Consider the following 25,417-nt stretch of genomic DNA (forward strand, 5'->3'; position numbering starts at 1 on the left):
AGAAGTGATCGGCACAACTGTGTTAGGGTGTCTAACCACCCTGCCGCAGGAGCGCGCCGTGAAAAAGCTGGAAATGAAAGATCTGACCGAGGCCGAAAAAGCCGAGATAGCCTTGTTATTGCAAAAGGCACAAGCCAATGCAGACCACCAGCTGACCAACGGAGAGCGGAACAAGATCCGCGAAGAGGGTCGCCTGAAAATTGTGGCCGACCGCGCCGAAGCGGCCAAGGCTGCCTCCAAGCTGGCTCGCGAGAAAGCCAAAGAGCGAGCCAAGAACCAGGTACTGCCGGAAACCTTCAGCTGGATTGATTCGGTCAGCAACAAGTTTCGCAGCAAGCGCTGATCCCTTCTTGCAAAACGCCCGCTGGCACTTGGTGCCAGCGGGCGTTTGCATGTCTGGGCGATGCTCGATGCGCCAGATTTGGCGCCGCCATTGATTTGCAGCCCAGAAGCTAATCGCAGCAGCAAAGAAGTGATTTACATTGTGAGTTAGAGAGAACGACAACTGACAATCCCCATCTATCGCCACCTTTTCATTTTTTCTCATATCTTTTGCCAGAACTGGCTACATAGTCAGGACAAAAAAGCCGAATCTGGCTTGCCACAGGGTGATATGAGTCTGCACTGATTTTTCTATACCGTTGAAATGCATCATGTTTACTATAAAAAATGATATTTTTGGCTGTTACAAAACATTAATATCGAGATAAAGTTTGCTTTAAAAATGAGAGCGTGTTTTAATCTTTCTCGATGGTTCGGCAGTTCAGACCTGATTATGTTAGGCAGTCATTTTAGTAAAGCAGTGATTAGCATAAGCGTTATCCTAGGATAATTCTTATCAAATAATTCTCCTTCTTTAGTGCTCCCCATACGTATTGCTGACGAAAAATCAAAAATTGCCATTTAGGTGGCATTCAACACTATTTAAGGAAATTATTATGTCTAACAAAATGACTGGTACCGTTAAGTTCTTCAACGCTGAGAAAGGTTTTGGTTTCATCTCCCCGGCTGACGGCAGCAAAGACGTGTTCGTACACTTCTCCGCTATCCAGTCCACCAGCTTCAAAACCCTGGACGAAGGTCAGCGCGTTGAGTTCACCATCGAGCAAGGCCAGAAAGGCCCGGCTGCTGCCAACGTAGTTGGTCTGTAATTCAAGCCGGAGCATGCTGCTGATGGCTCATGCCAACTGCTGACAGCTCTGCAAGAATTTAAAAAAACCCGCTTCGGCGGGTTTTTTGTTTTTCCCCGCTTTTTCCTCACTGATCTCCCCTCCCCCGACCACTTGATCCCTCCCTTACACGCTCTCACCGCTTGAGTCTTAGAATGAGCTCCGAATGGACTCAAAATGTAAAATAGTGACGAAAAAGTCAGGTTATCCGCTGTATTTGCCGCGAATTCTTGCTATTTTGCGCGCCACCAACGCAAACGATTTCCTTCACACTTTCAGGATTAGTTATGGCAAAGCAAGATATGGCCGCTCAAACAGGGACTGGCGGCTTTCTGGACTCTTATTTTTCCATTTCTGCGCGCGGCAGCAGCGTGCGTCAGGAGCTGGTCGCGGGGCTGACCACCTTCCTGGCGATGGTCTACAGCATCATAGTGGTGCCGAACATGCTGGGTGCTGCCGGCTTTGAGCAGGGCCCGGTGTTTGTCGCCACCTGTTTGATCGCCGCCTTCGGCTCCCTGCTGATGGGGCTGTGGGCCAAGCTGCCGATGGCCATCGGTTGCGCCATCTCCCTCACCGCCTTTACCGCCTTCAGTCTGGTACTGGGTCAGGGACTGAGCATTCCGGTTGCCCTGGGCGCCATCTTCCTGATGGGGGTGCTGTTCACCCTGATCAGCGTCACCGGCGTACGCCAGTGGATCCTGGATAACCTCCCCTCCGGTATCGCTCACGGTACCGGTATCGGTATCGGTCTGTTCCTGCTGCTGATCGCCACCAACGGCGTCGGCATGGTGATCAAGAACGAAGGGGCCGGTCTGCCGGTGCAACTGGGTGAAGTGACCGCCTTCCCGGTCATCATGACGGTGCTGGGTCTGGCCGCCATCTTCGGTCTCGAGCGTCGCAAGGTGCCGGGCGGCATCCTGATGGTGATTATCGCCATCTCCATCCTCGGCCTTATCTTCGACCCGAAAGTGACCTGGCAGGGCTTCTTCGCCATGCCGAGCCTGACTGGCGAGAAGGGCTCTCTGGTAGGCAGCATGGATCTGCTGGGCGCCCTCAATCCGGTGGTGATTCCGACCGTGCTGGCGCTGGTGATGACAGCCGTATTTGACGCCACCGGCACCATCCGTGCCGTGGCCGGTCAGGCGGGCCTCATCAACGAACGTGGCCACATCATCAGCGGCGGCAAGGCCCTGACTGCCGACTCCGTCAGCAGCATGGTGGCAGGCGCCGTTGGCGGTGCTCCGGCTGCCGTCTACATCGAATCTGCCGCAGGCACCGCAGCAGGTGGCAAAACCGGTCTGACCGCCGCGTTGGTCGGCGTGCTGTTCCTGCTGATGATCTTCCTCTCCCCGCTGAGCTATCTGGTACCGGCTTATGCCACCGCACCGGCCCTGATGTACGTCGGTCTGCTGATGCTGGGCAACGTCACCAAGCTGGACTTCAGCGACTCGGTCGATGCCCTCTCCGGCATGCTGTGCGCCGTCTTTATCGTGCTGACCTGCAACATCGTGACCGGCATCATGCTGGGCTTCGTGGCGCTGGTCGTTGGCCGCATCTTCGCTGCCGAGTGGAAGAAGCTGAACGTCGGCACCGTCATCATCGCCCTGGCGCTGGTGATCTTCTACGCCGGTGGCTGGGCAATCTAACCCGCCCACATATTCCGGTTATAGCCAAGGGCCCTGCGGGGCCTTTTTTCATGGCTGTGAGTCAGCTAACAGTTTCCCGCCCGCTTGCCCTGCGCCGTTTCAGATTGAAACACCGAATCCCCTTCTGCTGTTTCAAATCCGAACCAAACAGGCCGTCATTTTTATCCCTCTTTCTGTCGTTAGACTGGCTCCATCAACCATTTGCCCACCCGAGCGGTGGCAAGCCAAGGAGTGAGCCATGAAGAAACTGATCAATGCCGTCGATGCCGTGGTCCGTGAACAACTGATGGGGATGGCAGCCGCCCACCCGGAGCTCAAGGTACGTATCGAACCCCACTACATCACCCGCGCCGACTCCCCCGTGATGGGCAAGGTGGCGCTGGTCTCCGGCGGTGGCAGCGGCCACGAGCCGATGCACGGTGGTCTGGTGGGCAAAGGGATGCTGGATGGCGCCTGCCCCGGCGAGATCTTTACCTCCCCGACCCCGGATCAGATGTACGAGTGCGGTCAGGCCGTTGATGGCGGCGCGGGCGTGCTGTTTCTGGTGAAGAACTACACCGGTGACGTGCTCAACTTCGAGACCGCGGTCGAGCTGCTGCACGGCGACGGCGTAAAAGTGGGCTTCGCCCTGATCGATGACGACGTGGCGGTCAAAGACAGCCTCTACACCGCCGGTCGCCGTGGGGTTGCCACTACCGTGCTGTGCGAGAAGCTGGTCGGTGCCGCCGCCGAGGCGGGCTACGATCTGGCGCGCTGCGAGGCGCTGGCCCGCCGCATCAACAACCAGAGCCGCACCATAGGCGTGGCCATGCATGCCTGCACCGTGCCTGCTGCTGGCAAGCCCTCCTTCACTCTGGCGGACAACGAGCTGGAGTTCGGCGTCGGCATCCACGGCGAACCGGGCATCGAACGTCGCCCCTTCACCGACCTCAATACCCTGGTGGACGACATGTTCAGCGAGCTGGCGGACAACACCCCCTATGGCCGTACCCTGCGCCACTGGGATCGCACCAGCGGCAGCTGGCAGGAGGAGCACACCTTTATCGAACCGCTGAATGCGGGCGATCGGGTTATCGCACTGGTCAACAGCCTGGGCGGCACCCCCATCTCCGAGCTCTATGGCGTCTATGGTCGCCTTGCCACCCTGTGCGAAGAGGCGGGCATCCATCTGGTGCGCAACCTCATTGGCCCCTACTGCACCTCCCTCGACATGACTGGCATCTCCATCACCTTGCTCAAGGTGGATGATGAGCTGATGACCCTGTGGGATGCCCCCGTTCACACCCCCGCCCTGCGTCGCGGCTGCTAAGGAGTGCCGATAGCCATGCTAAGCAAACACCAAATCGTCAACTGGCTGCTCGACTGCGAACACATCTTTACCGAGCAGCGTGACTACCTCACCGCGCTGGATACCGACATCGGCGACGGCGACCACGGCCTCAACATGCAGCGCGGCTTCGCCAAGGTGGCCGAGAAGCTACCCGCAGTGGCAGACAAGGATATCGGGCAGGTACTGAAAACCACCGGCATGACCCTGCTCTCCTCGGTCGGCGGTGCCAGCGGCCCGCTCTACGGCACCTTTTTTATCCGGGCCGCGGCCAGCAGTGACGCCTGCCAGAGCCTGAGCCTCAGCCAGCTGTGCAAAATGCTCAGTGACGGGGTGGAGGGGATCGTCTCCCGCGGCCGTGCCGAGCCGGGCGACAAGACCATGTGCGATGCCTGGTGGCCGGCACTGGCCGCCCTGCAACAGGCGCAGCAACAAGAGCTGCCCCTCAACGAGGCGCTGGACAAGGCGGTGGCAGCCGCTGCGGCCGGTACCGAGGCCACCATCCAGATGCAGGCCCGCAAGGGGCGCGCCAGCTACCTTGGCGAACGCAGCATCGGCCATCAGGATGCCGGGGCCACCTCGACCCTGCTGCTGCTGACCGCCCTGCGTGACAGAGCGAGGTTGTGACATGATCGGAATCGTAGTTGTCTCTCACAGCGCCATGCTGGCAGCCGGCTTGAAAGCGCTGGCCGACCAGCTCGGCAGCCCGGCCCGCCTGCTGCTGGCGGCCGGGGTCGATGACCCCGACCACCCCATCGGCACCGATGCCATCGCCGTGATGAGTGCGATTGAAGAAGCGGACGACGGCAGCGGCGTTCTGGTGCTGATGGACTTGGGCAGCGCCCTGCTCAGCGCCGAGACCGCCCTCGAACTGCTGCCCCCGGAGTTGAGCGCACGGGTGCGGCTCTGCCCCGCCCCGCTGGTCGAGGGCACTCTGGCCGCTGTGGTGGCGGCCGGTTCCGGCCTGACGCTGGACGAGGTAGCCGCCGAGGCGCTCGGCGCGCTGGGCCCGAAACAGGCGATGCTGCCTGCCAGCGCGGCGCAGACCGCCGTTGAGACAGCCCCCGTTGCCGACGACGGCTGGCTGCGCTGCGAGGTGGTGGTCGATAACCCCCACGGCCTGCATGTGCGCCCCGCAGCCCGACTGGTGGCCGCCCTCAAGCCCTTTGCCGCTGAACTCAAGCTGCAAAAGGGGGACAAAGAGGCCAACCCCCGCAGCCTGACCCGGCTCGCCATGCTCAACGTGCGTCAGGGCGACCAGCTCACCCTGCTGGCGCGCGGCGAGGATGCCACCGCCGCACTGGCCTGCTTTCAGCAGCTGGCCGACGAGCGTTTCGGCGACTGACGCCGCACGCCACTGTTTTCAAGGGGCTGCACTCGCTCGCTGAGCCTGTGCAGCTTCATTCAAGACGAAGGAGTCCCCGGCACTGCCGCCCCTTCGCCCCGATTCTTAATTCATAAAGAGAGAGGGATAAAATATGGACCGCATCATCATCAGCCCCAGCAAATACGTACAAGGCAACGGGGCCCTCGCCAATATCGGCAACTACGTGAAAGCGCTCGGCAGCAAGCCGCTTATTCTGGCTGACGCCTTCGTCACCAAGCTGGTGGGCGATACCGTGGCTACCAGCTTCCACGGCGCGGGGATCAAGCCGGAGTTCGACTGCTTCAACGGCGAATGCTCCCGCCCCGAGATCGACCGCCTGCTGGCCCGCTGCAAGCAGACCCCGTTTGACGTCATCATCGGCATCGGCGGCGGCAAAACGCTGGATACCGCCAAGTCGGTCGCCTTCTACCAGAAGGTGCCGGTGGTCATAGTGCCCACCATCGCCTCCACCGATGCCCCCACCAGCGCGCTGGCGGTCATATACACCCCGGAAGGGCAGTTCAGCGAATACCTGATGATCCCGACCAACCCCAACATGGTCATCATGGATACCGGCGTGGTCTCCCGCGCGCCGGTGCGGCTGCTGGTCTCCGGCATGGGGGATGCGCTCTCCACCTACTTCGAAGCGCGCGCCAACAAGGTCTCCGGTTGCCAGACCATGGCAGGTGGCGCCTCCACGCTGGCGGCGCAGGCCATCGCCGAGCTCTGCTACAAGACCCTGCTGGCCGATGGCTACAAGGCCAAGCTGTCGGTGGAGCAGGGGCTCTGCACCAAGGCGGTGGAGAACATCATCGAGGCCAACACCTACCTGAGCGGTATCGGCTTCGAGAGCAGCGGGCTGGCCGCCGCCCACGCCATCCACAACGGCCTGACCCAGCTGGCCGAGTGTCACCACCTCTACCACGGTGAGAAAGTGGCGTTCGGTACCCTGGTGCAGCTGGTGCTGGAGAATGCGCCGATGGCGGAGATCGAAACCGTACTGGCCTTCTGCCGCTCGGTGGGCCTGCCGACCAACCTGCATATGATGGGGGTCAAGGAGCTGGATATGGCGCGCCTGATGGAGGTGGCCAAAGCCTCCACCGCCGAGGGCGAAACCATCCACAATATGCCGTTCAAGGTCACCGCCGAGGATGTGCTGGCGGCCATCGTCACTGCCCACCAGCTGGGGCTGTAACCGCGCTACGACTGACCCTTCCATATAACACGGCCCCGCAACTGCGGGGCCTTTTCGTTTTCTACGGGCCGGTTTGCAACGGCCTCAATAGCCATCAGCCATGATAGTCGGCGGGATCGATCTCGAGCAGCTTGAGTCGTCGCCACAGGGTGGTGCGGCTGATACCCAGATGCTGGGCCATCTGGCTCACCTGCCCCTTGCAGGCGTGAGCGCAGCGCAAGATGGCTTGCCGCTCCAGCTCCGCCAGGGTGAGCAGCGGTTGCCCCACCACCTCGTCCGCCACCTGCTGATAGCCGTGCCGAATGGCGGCAGGCAGCGCCTCCGGCGGGATCGGCCCCTGACCGGCGTGAAGCAGGGCATGCTCGACGGCGCTGCGCAGCTCCCCCAGATTGCCGGGCCAAGGATAGGCGAGCAGACAATCGAGGGCCGCCGGACTGAACTGGCGTACCGGCTCGCGCCCCTGCGCCCCTAGCTGCTGGCTGATCAGGCCCGGCAGATCGGCCGCGCGCTCCCGCAGCCCCGGCAGCCACAGCTCGCACGCCTGCAAGGCATAGAGCAGCTGGCGGCCAAACAGCCCCTCCTGCACCAGTTGTTCCAGGGGCGCTGCTGGTGGCAATAATCCGCACCTTGAGCGGCAGGATGCGGGCCGAATCGAAGCGTTGGATGCGGCCGGTCTTGAGCAGTTGCAGCAGCGCCGCCTGCATGGGGGCAGAGAGGCACTCCACCTGCTCCAGCACCAGGGTGCCACCGTGGGCCAGCTCGAACTTGCCCGCCCGCTCCTGCCCCGCCTCGTCGGAGCCCATCAGCTCCAGCGCCATCCGCTCGCTCGGCAGCGCCTTGCAATTGAGGGTAATAAGCGGCCCGGCGGCCCGCTCGCTGCCAAAGTGGATCGCCTCCGCCAACTGGGCCTTGCCCACCTCCTCCTCGCCGCGCAGCAGGATCGGCCCCTGACTCTGGGCCGCTTGCCGGGCGTAGCGCAGCAGCTTGCGCATGGCGCTCGATTCCCCCACCAGTGCCGACAACTCGGGCACCGTCTGGCGCAGCTGGTGAATGGCCCGCAGCCGATCGACCGGGTGCAGCAAGGCGATAAAGCTGACTCCTTCCGGCCCCGGCAGCGGCTTGAGGCTCACCAGCGCATTGATGAACTCCCCCTCCTGAGCGCCGAGCCGCTCCAGCGTTACCTCCACATGGCTCAGTGGCGTCTGCCCCCTGATGGCCAGTTGCAACCGCTGCGGCAACAGCAGATGCTGCTCCAGCGGTTGGCCGAGACAGAGCGCGGGATCGAGCCGCAGCCGTTGTGCCGCCAGCGCGTTGAGATAGCGCAGTCGGCCCTGCGGATCCCAGGCCAGCACACCGTCATCCATGCCATCGAGCAGGGCGTAAAGTTCGCTCAAGTGGTGCTGGGACTCCTGCATCAGTGTCTCCATCTGCAGCAGATGGGCCAGCTCGCGCCCGGCGCTGACGGTGAGCGCCAGATCGCCGGCGCTCGCCTCCTCCACCTTGCAGATCAAAGCAATGATGGCGACCTGACGGCCATTGCTGTTGTAGACCGGGCTGGCGCAGCTGTGCCACGGGTGGAGGGTCTGGTTGAAGTGCTGGGGGCCGCTGACGCAGAGCGGCACGCCCTCCAGCGCCGCCAGATTGATGGCATTGGTGCCGATGCGCCCCTCGCTGAAGAAGGCGCCGGGGCCAAACCCCAGCGCCGCCAGCTCGCGCAGGGTGTCGGGGTGGCCGGTCTGGGCCAGCAGGCAGCCGCTCTCGTCGGTGAGCAGCAGGGCGCAGGGGCGCCCCTCCATAAATTCGTAGAGATCTTCGAGGGCCATCTCGCCGGTGGTGAGCAGGTCGCGCTTGCGCTGGCGCAGGCTCTGCAAGGTCTGCCCCTTGGCGCTGTGGGGCGGATGCCAGAGGGTGGCACTGGTCTGGTGGGCGCAGCGCAGCCAGGATGCCTGCAGATAGTCAGGCCAAGCGAGCAGCTGCTGAAGGTCAGATGGCATGGTCACAGCAATATCCGGCAAGATGTGAGCCGACCATTTAACCACGCCAGCGCCCCCGATTCAGTGACCTGCCTCAGAGGGTGGAAAGCCCGTCTTGCTCTTGGTCGGGTTCGCCCCCGAATCTGGCGACAAGGCTACCGGTGGTGGCGGCATTCACTGCATCACCCTTCACCAACCCGCCCGCCTGACCCTCTCCTACCCACCGATAACCCGGGGCGTTGCCACGCCCCGGGTTATTTGTTTCCATCCATTTCTGTTGACCACAAGCCTCTGAACCAGCCGCCATTCCGCATCTTGACCCACTACGCCATATGGGTGTCACCTCGATCACATTCCCGAGCTATTCAAGAAGTTGAAGCTGACTGGCGCTTTCCATTGCCGCTCCAGAAGTGTATTTTTGCTCAGCAGCGAAAAACAAGAGCCAAAGGGAAATGTTGTGTGAATGCGTTCAGCCCCTAAGATTGGCGGCGATGTTGTGATTTAAAATAACTTTTTCGCGGAAAGCAGGACGAAGCAGTGTTATATGGAAGGCCTATTAATGGATTAGTACCGCCCTCCATCTAGTTATTTTTATGTGTAATATGAAAAAGGATATGTCGTGCAAGGTACTGTAAAATGGTTCAGTTCAGAGAAGGGTTACGGCTTCATTACGTCTGAAGACGGAGAAGATCATTACTTCAATGTTCAGAGCATCAATGGCGCATTGCTGCCATCAAATGGCGATTCGGTTCAGTTTGAGTCAATGTCCGGTAATAAAGGCCCAAGAGCAATCAATATCACAATTACTGCGAAAGCACCCTCGCAAAACATTCGGCCTGCCGATGACAGAATCAACTGCCCAAGTTGTGGTAAAAAAATTGTTCCTAGACTGATTACTTATCGAGGTAGCCCAGAAAAGTCGGTTTGCCCCTATTGTGCTGCAACAGTAAAAACTTTTAGTAAGTGTTTTATTGCTACAGCTGTTTATGGTGATCCTTCGTGCTACCAAGTAAGAGAGCTGCGAAAATATCGAGATAACTCATTATTAAAAAATGTTGCTGGTAGAATATTTGTTAATGTCTATTACAAAGTATCACCAGCAATAGCCGACTGGTTAATAACTAAACCTACTTTATCGGGCTACATAAGGGCCGTACTCAATTTTACAGTAAAGCACATAACAAATGCCTCCAGCGGACGTTCCAAAGGTGCGCACCGCTGAGGCAAACTCACTATACTTTTGAGGCATTATGAGTCAAGAAAGAGAAGATAAGGCCCGTAAATATTTAAAAAACTTCTTAAGCGAATACTTCGAAGTCAAAGAAGAGGTCTCAGGCAGCTGGCCCCTTGATGACCGTCCTTTGAGATTGGATTTATTACTACGTCCCAAACAAAAAGCGTTAGATTTAGGTTTTGATGTAGAGGCTGTTGGGGTAGAAGTTAAAGACCCTCAAAGCAAGGAAAGTGTTAAGAAACTTCTTGATTGTGTAATGCAATCATACACATATACCTTTTGCGAGTTTGACGGCGTACGGCCTGCCTTTGTTCTTATATATCCAGAAATAGAAAAGTTTTTTGAAGAAGACTGGGTAAATAAATACGATAGTAAAATACAAGAAGAGCCAACTTCAAGAGAAAAACGCCTTTTACGCAGACTAATGCAACGAGCTAACGTTGGAGAGTTAAAGATAAAAGAAAACCAAGGCTTTATATTTGACTTCGGTGCAGGACCTTTCTTCCGCTCAGATAGCGGACGGTCAAAAATCAAAGGGATTGGACTTAATCGGTACGTAGGGTCTCAGAAAAAAGTTGAATAAAAATATAACAATCACCTAAAAATAGATTGTCAATACATGATGTTCCGAGTCCCAATGAGCCCGTAGGTTCGATTAGCCGTAAGGCGTAATCGGACATTCGCGTAAAGCAATTCCCCCGCGATAACGGCCATCCATATTTCCCCTCTGCCAGATGCCGCTGATTCACGGAAATACCGGAACAGCGGCATCTCGATCGTCCGATTACGCTTCGCTAATCGAACCTACATGGGACGGTAATACGGTAATAAAGCAAAGAGCTGCCCTTATGGGCGGCTCCTGGCATCAGCGATGGTGACTGATTCATCTTGTTACCGAATCGTCTTTTACTGAATCGTCTTTTACTGAATCATTATTGGGCCTTGGGCGGTTCCACCGCGGCGGCCGCAGGTTGGTCATCTTCCTTGATCCAGGCATCCAGCAGGGTGTAGCCCACCGCCAGCACCACGGGGCCGATAAAGAGACCGATGATCCCCATGGTCAGCAAGCCACCGATTACCCCCACCAGAATGAGAATGAGCGGCAGGTCGGCGCCCCGCTTGATCAGGAAGGGGCGCAGGAAGTTGTCCATGGTGCCCGCAATCAGTGACCACACCAGCAGGAAGGTGCCCCAGGTGGTGTCGCCGCTCCAGTAGAGGTAGCCGATACAGGCCAGCAGCACCGGGAAGGGGCCGATCTGGGCGACGATCAGCAGGAACATCACCACCACCAGCACCATGGCATAAGGGATACCGGCAATCAGCAGGCCGACACCGGCCACCGAGGATTGCACCAGCGCGGTCACCACCACCCCCATCGCCACGGCACGGATCGCCTGTGAAGCGAGCACGGTGGCATTGTCACCACGCTGACCCGCCAGCCGGTGGGCGAAGCGGCGAATGCCGGTCGCCACCACTTCACCGGAGTGATAGAGCACACCGCAGATACCGACCGTCAGCAGGAAGTGGACGAACAGCAAGCCAAGATTACCGGCCTGAGAGGCCAACCAGCGGGCGGTCTGGCCAAAGTAGGGAGCCAGCTTGGCAAACAGCACCTGACCACCACTCGCCAGAATTTGCTGCCAGAAGTCATAGAGCTTGTCGCCCACCAGCGGGATCTGTTGCAACCAGAGCAGCTCCGGCGGCGGTGACTGGCTGATATGGGTACCCAGCTCGATCAGCATGGGCGCCTTCTCCGCCACATTGGCCAGCGTCATAAAGAGCGGGATGACAAACATCAACAGCAGCACCAGCGTCATAAAGAGGGCCGCCAGGGTGCGCTTGCCCCACAACAGGCGCTGCACCATCAGCATCAGCGGCCAGGTGGCGATGGTGATCATGGTGGCCCACACCAGCGCAGGCAGGAAGGGCTGCAACACCAAGAAACAGGAGATAATCAGGATGCTGAGAAACAGCACCCCCAGGGTTATCTTGGCCAAATCCACTTTTTTCACATTCATAGAGTTCCCTTGTCAGAGCCGTTGCCCTTGGGTCGTGTGTCGCATTTCAAGAAAGAGAGTATCCACCAGAGGCCAGCGCTCAACCAGAGCCCCAGCCCGAAAAAGAGCACAAACTGACCAAGCAGTATGGCCAGCGAACTGCTGGTCAGCAGCGGCAGCGCCCAGAGCCCAGCCCCTATCACCGCGCCCCCCGCCAGTGTGACCGCGCCGGTCACAATGGGGGGATAACCGCCGCGGGTCAGGGTAAGCAAACCGCCAACCCAGAGCCCGAGGGCCGCCAGCCCGATCCCGGCCAGATGGGCCGACTGGCTCAGGCCCGCGCAAACCAGTGCTGCAGCGATCAGCAAGCCCCAAACGGATGAACGCTGATCCAGCCGCCAGTAGGGGCGAACCGCCAGCAGCAAGGCGCCTATCAGCAGCCCCGCCGCCACATCGGAGATAAAGTGCACCCCGAGCCAGACCCGCGCCAGACCGGTGGTGAGCGCCAGCAGCAAGGCCAGCGAGTAGGCCAGCCCGCGCCGGGCAGGCCAGAGCCAGCCAAGCAGCGCCCCCCAGAACAGCAGGGCCGAGGCGGTGTGGCCGCTCGGCATGCCAAAGCCCTGAGCGCTGTGAATCGCGAGCAGAGGTTGCAGATGGAAGGGACGCGGCCAGCCGATCCCCTCCTTGCTTGCCTGCACCAGCAACCCGAGCCAGAGCATGGCAAAGAGCAGCTGGCGCAGCCGCGGCCACCCCAGCAGCGGGAGCAGCAAAGGTATCAGGGCAAGCTGAAAGCCGCCTGAACCAAACAGATTGCTGACCGACAGCCACCAGACATCGGGCCCTAGCCACTGCTGCAGCCGCTGCATCAGCGGGATCTCGGCCTGATGCAGCGCACTGCCCTGCGCCACGAAATCGGCCTGCCAGCGCACCTCGCTCTCGGGCACCTTATCCAGTCGGGATTGCAGCCAGTCGAGCTGATCCGGGAAACGGCGCTGCTCACGGGGAAGCAGGTCGATGGCGATCAGCCGGGCGTTAAGGATCTCTCCCCCCAGATTGGGGGCCTTCAGGATGGAGACAAACGCGGCGCCTTGCTGCGCGACAATCGGTTCCAGCGTGCGGCAAGCGAAGATAAGCGCCCGCTGCCAGCGGCCCAACTCCTGCACCACCTCCCCCCGCAGGCCGGTCTCTTCATACAGCTCGCGCAGCGCCGCCTGCTCGGGGCGCTCGTCGCCATCTATGTAACCGCCACTCAGGCTGTAGCGGGAGGAGATGCGATCCTGCACCAGCAGCAGTTGATCCTGATGGCGGATGGCGCAGACTGCCGCCGTCGGTGCCGCCGGTTCGGCGCTCAGGGCTGGCAAAGCGGCAAACAGTGCCAGCAAGAGTAAAAAGAGGGTTCTCGACATCAATTTGCTTTCCCTATGCACAATGGCGACAAGCCTCCCAGAAATCAGATAGTTGGGCAACGGTAGCGGCCGGATCGCCGCGGCTCCCGCCACGCTGGCGGTGCACGGAAGATTGCGATGAAGCAGGGCACTCCCTACTATTGGCGGCTATCTTCAATTTCATGCAGCAAACGCTGGAGCCCTCCATGAGACAGTTCGGCTTTTTCCTCGGCATCGCCATCGGTGTCATTTTGATCCTGTTCGGCAGCATCGTCATCTTCCAGGCGCTCCCTGCCGCACTGGATGTACTGGAGATGCCAAGCCGCATCCCGTTCGTGCGCGAGGTCTACACCTGGCTGATGACCAGCGCCAACGGCCTGACCGCCCAGTTGGAGCAGAACTTCCTGGAAGCGTTCCAGACCGTGCTCAAGCTGATCCTGCTCATCACCTTCATGTGGGTCTGCGTCAAGCTGGTCAACATGGGGGTGCTGATTATCCGCGCCGGGGTTGATCTCATCCGCACCGCCATCGCCCACAGCGAAGGCCCCCACGACCAGAAGAAGCCGGATCAGCACGATCACTTCTGACTGAGCCGTGGTCAACGGATGTGAACGCTGCCGCCCCCAACCGGGGCGGCAGTGTTATATGCGCGGTATGAAGGCCCCTCCCTGCCCCATGAATACCCGATAAAGCAGCGGCTTTCCCTTGTGAATCAGCAAACTGCCCATATGTTGCATCACCTTGACATGGTTTGCGCCCCGCGCGGCGGCTGCCCGGTTTCTATCCCGACCCCGTGCTCTGGTATAATCGACCACCTCTTTTCCCCGTTATGGAGCCTGTTCATGCCCAATCATGCAGAAAGTGCCCTCGAGGTTCGTCTCGACAAGTGGTTGTGGGCGGCCCGTTTCTACAAGACCCGCTCCATTGCGCGGGATCAGATAGACGGGGGCAAGGTGCACTACAATGGTCAGCGCAGCAAACCGGGCAAACAGGTGGAAGTGGGTGCACTGATCCGCTTCTGGCAGGGGCAGGATGAACGCGAAGTGCGGGTGCTGGCCTTGAGCGAGCAGCGCAAATCGGCCCCGCTGGCCCAGCAGCTCTATGAAGAGACCGCCGAGAGCCTGAAAAAACGGGCCGAGAACAACGAGGCGCGCCGCTTTAACAGCCAGTTTGCCCCCAGCCCCGAGCGCCGCCCCGACAAGCAGGAGCGACGCCAGTTGCTCAAGGTCAAACAGTACTGACCGACCCCGATTTGATACCGGGCTGGCATCAACCCCAGCCCGCCCGATTTACCTCACCGAAAAGCCAGGAATACATGATGAGCAACCAAGATCTGCTGTATCGCTATCTGTTTGAAGAGTACGAAGTGCGTGGCGAGCTGGTCCAGCTGGATCACACCTACCGCCACGTGGTGGAAGCCCAGAACTACCCGGTGCAGGTGCAAAAACTGCTGGGCGAGCTGCTGGTCGCCACCAGCCTGCTGACCGCCACCCTCAAGTTTGAAGGCTCCATTACCGTACAGCTGCAGGGCGATGGCCCGGTGCGCCTGGCCGTGATCAACGGTGACAACAACCAGCAGCTGCGCGGCGTGGCCCGCTATGAAGGCGAGCTGCCGAGCGATGGCAAGCTGCAGAGCCTGATTGGCAACGGCCAACTGATCATCACCATCACCCCGGAGCAGGGCGAGCGCTATCAGGGCATCATCGCGCTGGACGCCGATACCCTGGCGGGCTGCCTGGAGCACTACTTTGCCCGCTCCGAACAGCTGGCCACCAAGCTGTGGATCCGCACCGGCTACCACGAAGGTGCGCCGCGCGCTGCTGGCATCATGCTGCAGGAGCTGCCCGCCCAGAGCGAGGATCACAGCAACGATTTCGATCACCTGACCCAGCTCACCAGCACCATCAAGGATGAAGAGCTGTTCGGCCTGCAGGCAGAAGAGATCCTCTACCGTCTCTACCATCAGGACAAGGTGCGGGTGTTCGATCCGCAGGCGGTCGAGTTCCGTTGCACCTGCTCCCGCGAGCGCTGCGAAGGAGCCCTGTTGCAGATAGAAAAGGAAGAGGTCATGGAGATGGTGCAGGAGCTCGGCAAGATCGACATGCACTGTGATTATTGCGGCGCCCAGTACCAATTTAATGGGATCGATGTCGAAACCCTGTTCAGCAGGGCTCCCGGCAATGATGCAAACCAGTTACACTAATTAAAGGCGGGCAAAACCCGCCTTTAACTTTAATAACAAAAAAACACCCTATTTTATAAAGTTTGATGGCGATCGCTAAACTCTACCACCTAAGTGATAGGATGACCGTCAGATAGAACCCTACCAACCTCTGAACCCAGGAGAATACAATGACAATCGTGGCAGAACCCACCCTGGCCCAACAATTAGGACTGGACCAGTACGGCATCAAAAACAGCCAAGAAATCGTTCGCAACCCCTCTTACGAGCAGCTTTTCGCGGAAGAGACACGCCCTGACCTGGAAGGATTCGAGCGCGGTGTGGTGACCGAGCTGGGCGCCGTCAACGTAAACACCGGTATCTTCACCGGTCGCTCCCCGAAAGATAAATATATCGTCAAAGATGCCACTACCCAGGATACTGTGTGGTGGTCTGACCAGGGTAAAAACGATAACAAAGCCATTACCCCGGAAGTGTGGTCACATCTGAAAGGGCTGGTCACCAAACAACTCTCCGGCAAGCGCCTGTTTGTAGTCGACGGTTTCTGCGGTGCCAACCCGGATACCCGCCTGGCCGTGCGCATCATCACCGAGGTGGCCTGGCAGGCACACTTCGTGAAAAACATGTTCATCCGTCCGAGCGATGAAGAGCTGAAAACCTTCAAGCCTGACTTCGTGGTGATGAACGGTGCCAAGTGCACCAACCCGAACTGGAAGGAGCAGGGTCTCAACTCCGAGAACTTTGTTGCCTTCAACATGACCGAGAAGATGCAGCTCATCGGTGGCACCTGGTACGGTGGCGAGATGAAGAAGGGCATGTTCTCCATGATGAACTACTTCCTGCCCCTGCGCGGCATTGCCTCCATGCACTGCTCCGCCAACGTGGGTCAGGACGGCGACGTCGCCATCTTCTTCGGCCTCTCCGGCACCGGCAAGACCACCCTCTCCACCGATCCCAAGCGTCAGCTGATCGGCGATGACGAGCACGGCTGGGATGACCACGGCGTGTTCAACTTCGAAGGGGGCTGCTACGCCAAGACCATCAAGCTCTCCGAAGAGGCCGAGCCGGACATCTACCACGCCATCCGTCGCGATGCGCTGCTGGAGAACGTGACCGTTGCTGCCGATGGCACCATCGACTTCGATGATGGCTCCAAGACCGAGAACACCCGCGTCTCCTACCCCATCTATCACATCGACAACATCGTCAAGCCGGTCTCCAAGGCTGGTCACGCCACCAAGGTGATCTTCCTGACTGCCGACGCCTTCGGCGTGCTGCCTCCGGTCTCCAAACTGACCAAGGAGCAGACCAAGTACCACTTCCTGTCTGGCTTCACCGCCAAACTGGCCGGTACCGAGCGCGGCATCACAGAGCCGACTCCGACCTTCTCCTCCTGCTTCGGCGCAGCCTTCCTCTCCCTGCACCCGACCAAGTACGGTCAGGAGCTGGTAAAACGGATGGAAGCGGCAGGTGCAGAGGCCTATCTGGTCAACACCGGCTGGAACGGCACCGGCAAGCGCATCTCCATCAAGGATACCCGCGCCATCATCGACGCCATCCTGGATGGCTCCATCGAGAAAGCCGAGACCAAGGTGCTGCCGATCTTCAATCTGGAGATCCCGACCGCGCTGCACGATGTGAACCCGGCGATCCTCGACCCGCGCGACACTTACGCCGACAAAGCCGAGTGGGATGCCAAGGCCGTCGATCTGGCAGGCCGTTTCATCAAGAACTTCGAGCGCTTCACCGATAACGACGAAGGCAAACGTCTGGTTGCGGCAGGCCCGCAGCTGTAACAGGCTCGCTGCGTATCAGTGACATCATGCCGGTCAGCCACGCTGACCGGCATTTTTGTTTTTGTGGAGCCCCGAACGCCGCCATCGGCCCCGTTAAAGGGGGCAAAACCTTGCCTTTGCCCATTGTGACAGGTTAGATTCAGCCAAACTTTATACAATATACAATTCTGTAACGCCCAATCGTGACCCGACCATGACCCCACCCTACAAGACCCGAACCCAGATGGTGATGGAAAACCTCCGTGGCCGGATCCTCCGTGGGGAGTTCCCCGCTGGCGCCCCCTTGCGTCAGGATGCCATCGCCAAGGAGCTGGCCGTGAGCCGCATCCCGGTACGCGAAGCCCTGATGCAATTGGAAGCGCAGGGGTTGGTGAAGTTCGAAGCCCATCGCGGCGCCGTGGTCACCATGCTGGACGCCTCGGCCATCGAAGAGCTCTTTTATTTGCGAGCGCTGCTGGAAGCCGATACCCTGTTTCACGCCGTCGACAAGATGACGGAAGCCACCTTCGCACAAGCGGAGGCGATCCTCGCCCAGTTTGATCACGCCCTGGAGTCAGGCACCCAGATCGAACATTGGGCCGAGTTGAACCACAGCTTTCACGCCACCCTCTATCAGGCAGCCGGTCGCCCCCAGGCACTTGAACTGATCGCCCAGATCAATCTGAGCTGTGACCGCTATGTCCGCTTCGAGCTGCTCTTTGCCAGCGACGGGGTGGACAAGGCGGAGCGTGAACACGCCCAATTGCTGGAACTGTGTCGCGCCCGGCGCAAACACGAGGCGGTGGTGCTGCTCAGGCAGCATATCGAAGCAGCAGGTCAGTCGATCAAGCGGATCCTGGCCAGCGACCATAAAAACTGAACACTCATATAGCAACCATCTGGCACTAACGACATGAATAATTTCGAGATAATTGAAACCCGCGTCGCCCAAGTCAGGGCCGAGCTGGCCATGCAGGAGTTGGACGCCTTTATCGTCCCCCACGATGATGAGCACCTCGGCGAGTACATCCCCGCCTATGCCGAGCGGCTTGACTGGATCACCGGTTTCAACGGCTCTGCCGGCGTTGCCATCATCATGGCCCAGCGGGCTGCCCTCTTTGTCGATGGTCGCTATACGGTGCAGGCGCGGATGCAAACCCCCGCCGAACTGTTCGAATTCCTCCACCTCATTGAAAATCCTCATGTGCAGTGGCTGGCCGAACAGCTGCCGTCAGGCTCCCGGGTCGGCTTCGATGCCCGTCTGCACAGCCTGACCTGGTACAAGAACGCCAAGGCCGTGCTGGCCGACCGCGGTATCGAGCTGATCCGCGTCGAGCAGAACCCTATCGACCTGAACTGGAGCGATCGCCCGGAGCCGACCAAGAGCCCGGTCATCCTCTACAGCGAGGAGCTGGCAGGCCAGTCCAGCCAGTCCAAACGTGAACAGCTGGCGGCCGACCTGCGCAAGCGCGGGCTGGATGCCGTGCTGCTGACCCAGGCCGAGCCCATCAACTGGCTGCTCAACCTGCGCGGCCGCGACATCGACCGGTTGCCGGTGGTGCTGGGTTTTGCGGTGCTCTACGCCAACACCAGCATCGATTTCTTCGTCGATACCGACAAAATTGACTGCTTCGCCTTCACCCAACACGTGGGGCAGGATGTCTCCGTCTACCCCATCGACAAGCTGGGCGACGTGTTGCAGCGCATCGGTGAAGATCAGCAGAAGGTGCTGGCCGATCCGGACAGCGCCAACGCCTGGACCCAGCTCGTCATGGAAGAGGCGGGTGCCATTCTGGTGGCAGGGCAAGACCCCACCATGCTGCCGAAAGCGTGCAAGAACGAGATCGAGCTGACCGGTATGCGTGCCGCTCACCTGCGTGATGGCGTGGCCATGACCCGCTTCCTCGCCTGGCTGGATCGGCTGGTCGCCTCCGGCGAGTTCGAGGGTGTGGATGAAGGTACTCTGGCCGATCAGGTGGAAGCGTTCCGCCGCGAGCAGGAGCACTACGTCGAGCCGAGCTTCGATACCATCTCTGCGCTCGGCCCCAACGCCGCCATGTGCCACTACCACCACACCAACGGCACCCCCCGTGCGTTTGGTCAGGACAGCCTTTATCTGCTGGACTCCGGCGCCCAGTATATGGATGGCACCACCGACATCACCCGCACCATCAAGGTGGGTGAGGTGAGCGACGAGCAGAAAGCGATGTTTACCCGGGTACTGCAGGGCCATATCGCGCTGGATCAGGCCCGCTTCCCCCGTGGCACCGCCGGTATCCAGCTCGATGTGCTGGCCCGCATGCCGCTGTGGCAGGCCGGTTACAACTATGACCACGGCACCGGCCACGGCGTCGGCCACTTCCTGAGCGTCCACGAAGGGCCCCAGCGCATCGCGCCGAAAGGGAGCATGGTCGCCCTGCAACCGGGCATGGTGCTCTCCAACGAGCCGGGCTACTACCGGGAAGATGGTTTTGGCATCCGCTGCGAGAACCTGGTTGTCGTGACCGAGCAGGAACAGGTTGGCGAGCTGCCGATGCTGGGCTTCGAGCGTCTGACCTACGTGCCGTTCGATACCCGCCTGATCGACCGCAGTCTGCTGAGCCCGGCCGAATTCCGCTGGATCAACGAATACCATGTCGAGGTGTTCCGCCGCCTGAGCCCGCTGCTCGAGGGCGAAGATCTCGCCTGGCTGGAGCAGGCAACCAGCCTCATCTGATAACACAGGGCCTGCGGGCCCTGTTTTTTTATCCCCCCTTTTGACCTGTATCAACACCCAAAGCGAGCAGGTCAGGAGAATGGCGGCCATGAAAAGTCATCATGCCAGCCCAGCCCGGGGCTCACACGCCGCAGCCAGCAAAAAGGCGAGTGACCACCCCAGACTCATGCGCGAGCAGCAGACGGTCAGCGCCATGATCCACCTCTACTGCCAGCACCATCATCAGGATCCCCATTGCCGCCATTGTCGCCAGTTGCGGGATTTCGCCCATCAGCGCCTTCGTCGCTGCCGTTATGGCCACGGCCACAAACCCACCTGCGCCAACTGCAATATCCACTGCTACGCACCGGCGATGCGCAAACAGATCCAGCAGGTGATGAAGTGGAGCGGCCCGCGCATGTTGCTGCGCCACCCCTGGCTCACCCTTCGCCACCTGCTCGACGGCTTGCGCAAAGCGCCCAAACTGCCCCAGAGCCGCCCCCTGCCGCCATAGCCGCCAATCCCTTGCATCCGGCAGGGGATGACCACTACCCTATGACTCCTTTTTTGCCGTTGACCCCAAGGTCAGCGGCGTTGCCGATCCGTTTGCTGCCAATGGAGTCCTGATGCACCACAACCCGCCCCTGCTACGCACCGCTACCCACAATGACATGCACGCCATCTGGCAGATCGATGCCAAGGTGTTTGGCGAAGATGTCTATCCCGCCTTCTTCTTCCGTCAGGCGATGGATTTGTGGCCCGAGTTGTTGCTGGTGGCTGAATACGAGGGGCAGCTGGTGGGTTATGTGCTGGGGGGATTTGGTCAGGAGCGGTCGCAAGGCTGGGTACTCTCGCTGGCGGTGCTGCCCGAGGCGCGCGGTTTCGGCCTCGCGGAGCGAATGATGCGCCAGATGGAGACCAACCAGCAGGCGCTGCAGATCAGCGAACTGCGGCTCACGGTCGATCCGGCCAATCCGGCCCAGCGCCTCTACTACCGGCTCGGTTACACATTGCAGGCGGAAATAGCCGACTACTTCGGCCCCGGAGAAGACCGTCTGCTGCTGGTTAAAACCCTCTCCGGTACAGCTGCGATTCAAGGACAAAACCGGTTACAGAACGCATAATTGGTTACATTTTGCCGATTTCATGTGTGACGGGGTTGGAGTAAAGTTCACTCATCAACCGGATTGTTCAAATTACGTGCAGCCCAGGAGGCCCACCATGTTGAAGCGTATGACCCTTATTGCCCTGCTGGCAGCGACCACCATCACCGGATGCGCCAACAGTGACGTTTACTCTGGCGATGTCTACACCAAGGACCGCGCCAAACAGGTGCAGACCGTCAGCTACGGCACCATCATCTCCACCCGCCCGGTGAAAATACAGGCCGATGAGAACTCCCTGATTGGCACCATTGGCGGCGCCGTAGTCGGTGGCCTGCTGGGCAGCACAGTCGGTGGCGGCACCGGACGCGATATCGCAGCCGCAGGCGGCGCCATCGCCGGTGCAGCGGCAGGCAACGCCATCGGCAACAAGATGAATCAGGTCGACGGCGTCGAGCTGGAGATCAAGAAAGAGAACGGCGAAGCCATCGTGGTCGTGCAGAAAGCCAGCCCCACCTTCACCCCGGGTGCTCGCGTGCGCATGACCCAGGGCAATGGCAGCATCAACGTGGCCGTCGTGAATTAAGCGTGTAAACTCAGGCTTTGCAGCTTTAGAGTCATAAAAAAACCGCCGGAACCGGCGGTTTTTTGTTGTCTGACGTTCGGAATTACATGCTGTAGGCCTTCTCGCCGTGGGAGGTGACATCCAGCCCTTCCCGCTCGGCATCGCCATTCACCCGCAGACCCACCAGCATGTCGACCGCCTTGAAGGCAATCGCCGCCACGGCACCGGACCAGAGCAGGGTGACACCGACCCCGATGGCCTGGATCTTCACCTGAGTCAGGATGGAGTAACCCTCGGCAACCTGATTGGTGACATAGTCCCACACCCCGGTGCCGCCCAGATCCGGGCTGGCAAAGACGCCGGTCAGCAGGGCGCCGAGAATGCCGCACACCCCGTGTACGCCAAACACGTCCAGACTGTCATCGGCACCCAGCAGGCGCTTGAGACCGTGGACACCCCACAGACCCGCCACGCCACTGATAAGGCCCATCACCAGACCACCGCCCACACCGACGAAACCGGCTGCCGGGGTGATCACCACCAGACCGGACACCGCACCGGATGCCGCACCCAGCAGGGAGGGACGTCCCTTCATCACCCACTCGGCCAAGGTCCATGAGAGAGCTGCCGCAGCCGGCGCCACCCAGGTGTTGATAAAGGCGAGTGCGGCGATACCGTTGGCTTCCAGCGCGGAGCCCGCGTTGAAACCGAACCAACCGAACCAGAGCAGGGAGGCACCGATCATGGTCATGGTCAGGCTGTGGGGGGTCATGGGATCACGACCGTAGCCCAGACGCTTGCCCACCAGATAGGCACCCACCAGACCCGCCACGGCGGCGTTGATGTGCACCACTGTGCCGCCTGCAAAGTCCAGCGCACCATGCTGGAACAGATAGCCGGCAGTGGCGGTCGCTGTGGCCGCAGCCTCGGCGCTGGTATAGGCATCCGGACCCGCCCAGTACCACACCATATGAGCCAGCGGGATGTAGGCGAAGGTGAACCAGATCACCGAGAAGAGCAGCACGGCGGCGAACTTGATGCGCTCGGCGAACGCCCCCACGATAAGGCCGCAGGTGATGGCGGCAAAGGCCCCCTGGAACACCACATAGATCAGCTCGCTGATCCCGACCCCCTTGCTGAAGGTGGCAGCGATGGAGTCAGGGGTCACCCCCTTGAGCAGCACCTTGCTGAAGGAGCCATAGAAATTGCCCCCCTCGGTAAAGGCCAGCGAATAGCCGTAGATCACCCAGAGCACACAGATGAGGCAGAACAGGGTAAAGACCTGCATCAGTACACTCAGCATGTTTTTGGCCCGCACCAGACCACCGTAGAAGAGGGCGAGACCGGGGATCGACATCAGGATCACCAGCGCCGCCGAGAGCAGCATCCAGGTGTTGTCACCCTTGTTGATTGTCATGGCGGCAACCGGCGCCACCGCCGCCTGTACCTGAGCGACCTCTTCGGCCCAACTTGGGGTAACCAGCAAGGCAGGCAACATCGTCAGACCCGCCATCATCCATTTTTTGACCATAGAGCACTCTCCTTCCCTGTCGTACCGGTACAAGACCGGCTCCGTTTCCCTGATTGAATCTGTGGCGAACCGCAAGGTGTTGCTGCAACCCGCCAGAATCACACCCGCGCCCGGCACGGGGATGCCTCTTGCCACTTCCTCATCACTGCGTCTGCCGCCGATGACCGCAAGAGACCGTCTGACATGTAAAAAGCATAAAGCGGGCCATAAATTTAAATCCTTTTAAATCATGGCATTAATAAGATTGCGCATCATCAATGCACCAATTTGGCGCATGAGCTGCGCTAACCTGCCCAGGGTCGCCCTGTCACAGGGCAGGCGATACTTCACGCACCAGAAGTGCGCAAACCCTGAGCCAGCCCACAAGCTGACGTCATCGATATCGCGCGCTGCGGGCCCGCTCGTTTACACTGACAGACCAGCAGTTTCCTGTTATCCGACCACGGCATGCCATTACACAGCCCCTTGTTTGCAAGCTGATGGCAGGCCCAATCCGAGGAACACCATGCAGTTCGATCGTCTCGACATCAGCCCCTCCCACTACCGTCATCTCGACCGGGAGCATCGCGCCCACATCGCGCTGCTGGGTATAGTGATGCTGGCCATCATGGCCCTTCATCTGTTGCTGCTGCCCCACTTCCCCTACGAGCGCTTTTACGCCGTCAGCTTTGGCTTCGAGGTGATCAACTGGCTCACCATGCTGTTCCTGTTCTGGGTGGTGCAGTGCGCCCACCTGCCCACCCACACCTACCGCATGCTCTCCTGCGGTCTGATGTTGTGGATCATGGGGGCCACCGCCGACATCATGGATGAGCTGGTGGCGCAGCCACTCTGGCTCGCCATCTATGCCGAGGATCTGCTGCGCTCCAGCGGCATCCTGCTAAGCAGCATCGGTATCCTGAGCACCATGCACCACCTCTTCCACATCAATACCCAGCTCAGACAGCAGGCGCTGTTCGACGATCTGACCCGGCTGCCAAACCGGCGCTACTTTCATCAGCAGCTGTTTCTGGAACAGGGGATTTGCCACGCCCTCATCCTGCTGGATCTCGATCACTTCAAGGTGATCAATGACAACTACGGCCACGATATCGGGGATCGGGTGTTGCAGCAGTTTGGCGAGCTGTTGCAACAGCACTGCCCGCCCGGTGCGCTGGCGGCCCGTGTCGGGGGTGAAGAGTTTGCCCTGCTGCTGCCCTTAGCCCACGAAGCCGAGCTACAGCAACTGGCCAACACCCTGCTCACTGCGACCCGCACCATAGCCCCCGACCCGGCCCATACCATGACGGTCAGCCTGGGAGTGGGGATCCGCGAGCCCAAGGAGCCGGCAGTCTCGCTGTTCAAACGGGTGGATCAGGCGCTTTATGGCGCCAAGGAGGCGGGCAGAAACTGCGCGGTATGGGCGATGCCGACTAACAAGGAGACGTGAAGATCTACCGATTGATTGCCGATCACGGCGGAAGATTGCTGCTGAAACAGGGGCCCAAGGGCCCTTGTTTCATGTGGGAAATCCCCCCGCCTAAAAGCGGAGGGTAAGACCGATATTGGCCTGCCACTGGGTTACCAGCTCCCCGCGCACCTTGAACACGCACTGCTCAGGGTTGCAGAGAAACTGGTTGTTGTCGTTAACCAGCGAGCCATAACCGCGCACCTCGGCCCGCAGGGCCAGATGCTCGGCGAGGCGCGGTTGCACCCCGAGCGCCAGCGACATGGAAGGAGTCACCTCGCTGTCGTAGGCGGCAAAGCGGGTCACCCCGATCCCGGCGCCGATATAGGGCGCCATCAGGTTGTCAGAGAGAGTAAGCGCACCGGCAAAGTGCAGGGTGTCCACCGTCAGGCGATCCGGCTGGTCGGGAGAGAGGGTGGTGGACTGATGGCTGTAGAGCAGCTCAATCATGCCGGGATCATCCACCTCCTTGCTGATAAAGAAGCCCCAGCTGCCGGAGCTCTGTCCTTGCAGTGAATCGAGCGAGGCCGAGCGCGAGATCGGCTGCACCTCATCACTCTTCTCAAAATCGATGGCTGAGCTGTAGCCAAAAAATGGCGTCACCTGCCAACCGGATGTGGTCGAGGCCTCGCTACTCCAGGCCTGCCCCAGTGGCAGCAGCAGCCCCATTATCACGATCCCTGCTCTCTTCATCATCATCCCCCTGCTCCCTGTGTGATTGTGCAGAAAGCATACCAGAGGCGTCCTGCGCCCATCCTAAACGGCGGCTGTACCGGATCACTTTCGTCGCGGGATTTCCCTCTCGCCGGAACCTCTGCCGAGCCGCC

23 protein-coding genes and 1 pseudogene are annotated in these 25,417 nt (G+C 59.9%); 19 read left to right on the forward strand and 5 right to left on the reverse strand.

Annotation, left to right across the window (positions count from 1 at the left end; translation table 11 throughout):
- The first annotated feature begins 58 nt into the window (after positions 1 to 58).
- The 7 genes from yjbD (at position 59) to ACTG27_RS14300 (ending at position 6,703) form a co-directional block, all read left to right on the forward strand.
- A complete protein-coding gene (gene yjbD / locus ACTG27_RS14270; protein WP_005340165.1) occupies positions 59 to 343 on the forward strand; it encodes a DUF3811 domain-containing protein in 285 nt (94 codons plus the stop codon).
- Between the two features lie 595 nt (positions 344 to 938).
- Complete coding sequence (gene cspE, locus ACTG27_RS14275) at positions 939 to 1,151, forward strand: transcription antiterminator/RNA stability regulator CspE (protein WP_005316548.1); 213 nt, start codon at positions 939 to 941, stop codon at positions 1,149 to 1,151.
- A gap of 305 nt (positions 1,152 to 1,456) precedes the next feature.
- Positions 1,457 to 2,815 (forward strand): NCS2 family permease, encoded by a 1,359-nt coding sequence (locus ACTG27_RS14280; RefSeq protein WP_005340164.1) that lies wholly within the window; start codon positions 1,457 to 1,459, stop codon positions 2,813 to 2,815.
- 238 nt (positions 2,816 to 3,053) lie between these two features.
- Positions 3,054 to 4,124 carry a dihydroxyacetone kinase subunit DhaK gene (gene dhaK / locus ACTG27_RS14285; protein WP_040067692.1) on the forward strand — a complete coding sequence of 357 codons (1,071 nt, stop codon included), beginning with the start codon at positions 3,054 to 3,056 and terminating at the stop codon, positions 4,122 to 4,124.
- A gap of 15 nt (positions 4,125 to 4,139) precedes the next feature.
- Positions 4,140 to 4,769 carry a dihydroxyacetone kinase subunit DhaL gene (dhaL, locus tag ACTG27_RS14290; RefSeq protein ID WP_005341571.1) on the forward strand — a complete coding sequence of 210 codons (630 nt, stop codon included), beginning with the start codon at positions 4,140 to 4,142 and terminating at the stop codon, positions 4,767 to 4,769.
- Position 4,770: 1 nt separating this feature from the next.
- Complete coding sequence (gene dhaM / locus ACTG27_RS14295) at positions 4,771 to 5,487, forward strand: dihydroxyacetone kinase phosphoryl donor subunit DhaM (RefSeq protein WP_439979856.1); 717 nt, start codon at positions 4,771 to 4,773, stop codon at positions 5,485 to 5,487.
- 133 nt (positions 5,488 to 5,620) lie between these two features.
- A complete protein-coding gene (locus ACTG27_RS14300; RefSeq protein ID WP_439979857.1) occupies positions 5,621 to 6,703 on the forward strand; it encodes a glycerol dehydrogenase in 1,083 nt (360 codons plus the stop codon).
- A 94-nt stretch (positions 6,704 to 6,797) separates the two neighbouring features.
- Here the strand turns inward: ACTG27_RS14300 and dhaR are convergent.
- Positions 6,798 to 8,697 (reverse strand): annotated as a pseudogene (dhaR, locus tag ACTG27_RS14305) (dihydroxyacetone kinase operon transcriptional regulator DhaR).
- Positions 8,698 to 9,295: 598 nt separating this feature from the next.
- On the opposite strand from dhaR, the gene ACTG27_RS14310 reads away from it, so the two are divergent.
- On the forward strand, positions 9,296 to 9,898 hold the full coding sequence (locus ACTG27_RS14310; protein ID WP_439979858.1) for a cold shock domain-containing protein: 603 nt from the start codon (positions 9,296 to 9,298) through the stop codon (positions 9,896 to 9,898).
- Between the two features lie 28 nt (positions 9,899 to 9,926).
- On the forward strand, positions 9,927 to 10,493 hold the full coding sequence (locus tag ACTG27_RS14315) for a hypothetical protein (protein ID WP_335873690.1): 567 nt from the start codon (positions 9,927 to 9,929) through the stop codon (positions 10,491 to 10,493).
- Positions 10,494 to 10,842: 349 nt separating this feature from the next.
- Here ACTG27_RS14315 and ydiK read toward each other — a convergent pair whose 3' ends face one another.
- Both ydiK and ACTG27_RS14325 read right to left on the reverse strand, forming a co-directional pair.
- Positions 10,843 to 11,928 carry an AI-2E family transporter YdiK gene (gene ydiK, locus ACTG27_RS14320; RefSeq protein WP_047437873.1) on the reverse strand — a complete coding sequence of 362 codons (1,086 nt, stop codon included), beginning with the start codon at positions 11,926 to 11,928 and terminating at the stop codon, positions 10,843 to 10,845.
- Positions 11,925 to 13,313 carry a bifunctional NUDIX hydrolase/phosphatase PAP2 family protein gene (locus ACTG27_RS14325; RefSeq protein ID WP_439979859.1) on the reverse strand — a complete coding sequence of 463 codons (1,389 nt, stop codon included), beginning with the start codon at positions 13,311 to 13,313 and terminating at the stop codon, positions 11,925 to 11,927. The genes ydiK and ACTG27_RS14325 overlap by 4 nt, the downstream gene beginning before the upstream one ends.
- A 185-nt stretch (positions 13,314 to 13,498) precedes the next feature.
- Here ACTG27_RS14325 and ACTG27_RS14330 point away from each other — a divergent pair, with 185 nt between their 5' ends.
- The 9 genes from ACTG27_RS14330 to ACTG27_RS14370 all read left to right on the forward strand — a co-directional run bounded on the left by ACTG27_RS14330 (position 13,499) and on the right by ACTG27_RS14370 (position 21,633).
- Positions 13,499 to 13,879 (forward strand): hypothetical protein, encoded by a 381-nt coding sequence (locus ACTG27_RS14330; protein ID WP_005340143.1) that lies wholly within the window; start codon positions 13,499 to 13,501, stop codon positions 13,877 to 13,879.
- Positions 13,880 to 14,134: 255 nt separating this feature from the next.
- Positions 14,135 to 14,533, forward strand: a complete 399-nt coding sequence (gene hslR / locus ACTG27_RS14335; protein WP_439979860.1) for a ribosome-associated heat shock protein Hsp15 — start codon at positions 14,135 to 14,137, stop codon at positions 14,531 to 14,533.
- 77 nt (positions 14,534 to 14,610) lie between these two features.
- Positions 14,611 to 15,495 carry an Hsp33 family molecular chaperone HslO gene (gene hslO / locus ACTG27_RS14340; RefSeq protein ID WP_005340140.1) on the forward strand — a complete coding sequence of 295 codons (885 nt, stop codon included), beginning with the start codon at positions 14,611 to 14,613 and terminating at the stop codon, positions 15,493 to 15,495.
- 149 nt (positions 15,496 to 15,644) lie between these two features.
- Positions 15,645 to 17,270, forward strand: coding sequence for a phosphoenolpyruvate carboxykinase (ATP) (gene pckA, locus ACTG27_RS14345; RefSeq protein WP_005340139.1), 1,626 nt, complete (start codon positions 15,645 to 15,647; stop codon positions 17,268 to 17,270).
- Positions 17,271 to 17,463: 193 nt separating this feature from the next.
- A complete protein-coding gene (locus tag ACTG27_RS14350; protein WP_439979861.1) occupies positions 17,464 to 18,129 on the forward strand; it encodes a GntR family transcriptional regulator in 666 nt (221 codons plus the stop codon).
- Positions 18,130 to 18,162: 33 nt separating this feature from the next.
- A complete protein-coding gene (locus ACTG27_RS14355) occupies positions 18,163 to 19,965 on the forward strand; it encodes an aminopeptidase P family protein (RefSeq protein ID WP_439979862.1) in 1,803 nt (600 codons plus the stop codon).
- A gap of 88 nt (positions 19,966 to 20,053) precedes the next feature.
- Positions 20,054 to 20,458 carry a nitrous oxide-stimulated promoter family protein gene (locus ACTG27_RS14360; protein WP_368194837.1) on the forward strand — a complete coding sequence of 135 codons (405 nt, stop codon included), beginning with the start codon at positions 20,054 to 20,056 and terminating at the stop codon, positions 20,456 to 20,458.
- A gap of 112 nt (positions 20,459 to 20,570) precedes the next feature.
- Positions 20,571 to 21,068: a GNAT family N-acetyltransferase gene (locus ACTG27_RS14365; RefSeq protein ID WP_439979863.1), complete on the forward strand. Its 498-nt coding sequence runs from the start codon at positions 20,571 to 20,573 to the stop codon at positions 21,066 to 21,068.
- 97 nt (positions 21,069 to 21,165) lie between these two features.
- Positions 21,166 to 21,633, forward strand: a complete 468-nt coding sequence (locus tag ACTG27_RS14370) for a glycine zipper 2TM domain-containing protein (RefSeq protein ID WP_005340126.1) — start codon at positions 21,166 to 21,168, stop codon at positions 21,631 to 21,633.
- An 82-nt stretch (positions 21,634 to 21,715) separates the two neighbouring features.
- On the opposite strand, the gene amt is transcribed toward ACTG27_RS14370, so the two are convergent.
- On the reverse strand, positions 21,716 to 23,143 hold the full coding sequence (amt, locus tag ACTG27_RS14375) for an ammonium transporter (RefSeq protein ID WP_005355035.1): 1,428 nt from the start codon (positions 23,141 to 23,143) through the stop codon (positions 21,716 to 21,718).
- Positions 23,144 to 23,648: 505 nt separating this feature from the next.
- Here amt and ACTG27_RS14380 point away from each other — a divergent pair.
- Positions 23,649 to 24,572: a GGDEF domain-containing protein gene (locus ACTG27_RS14380; protein ID WP_439979864.1), complete on the forward strand. Its 924-nt coding sequence runs from the start codon at positions 23,649 to 23,651 to the stop codon at positions 24,570 to 24,572.
- Positions 24,573 to 24,662: 90 nt separating this feature from the next.
- Here the strand turns inward: ACTG27_RS14380 and ACTG27_RS14385 are convergent, their stop codons facing one another.
- Entirely contained in the window at positions 24,663 to 25,283 is a 621-nt protein-coding gene (locus ACTG27_RS14385) for an outer membrane beta-barrel protein (protein ID WP_439980525.1), read from the reverse strand.
- Positions 25,284 to 25,417: the final 134 nt, after the last annotated feature.

It is taken from the genome of Aeromonas sp. 97A (assembly GCF_051919185.1).
GTDB classification, from domain to species: domain Bacteria; phylum Pseudomonadota; class Gammaproteobacteria; order Enterobacterales; family Aeromonadaceae; genus Aeromonas; species Aeromonas veronii.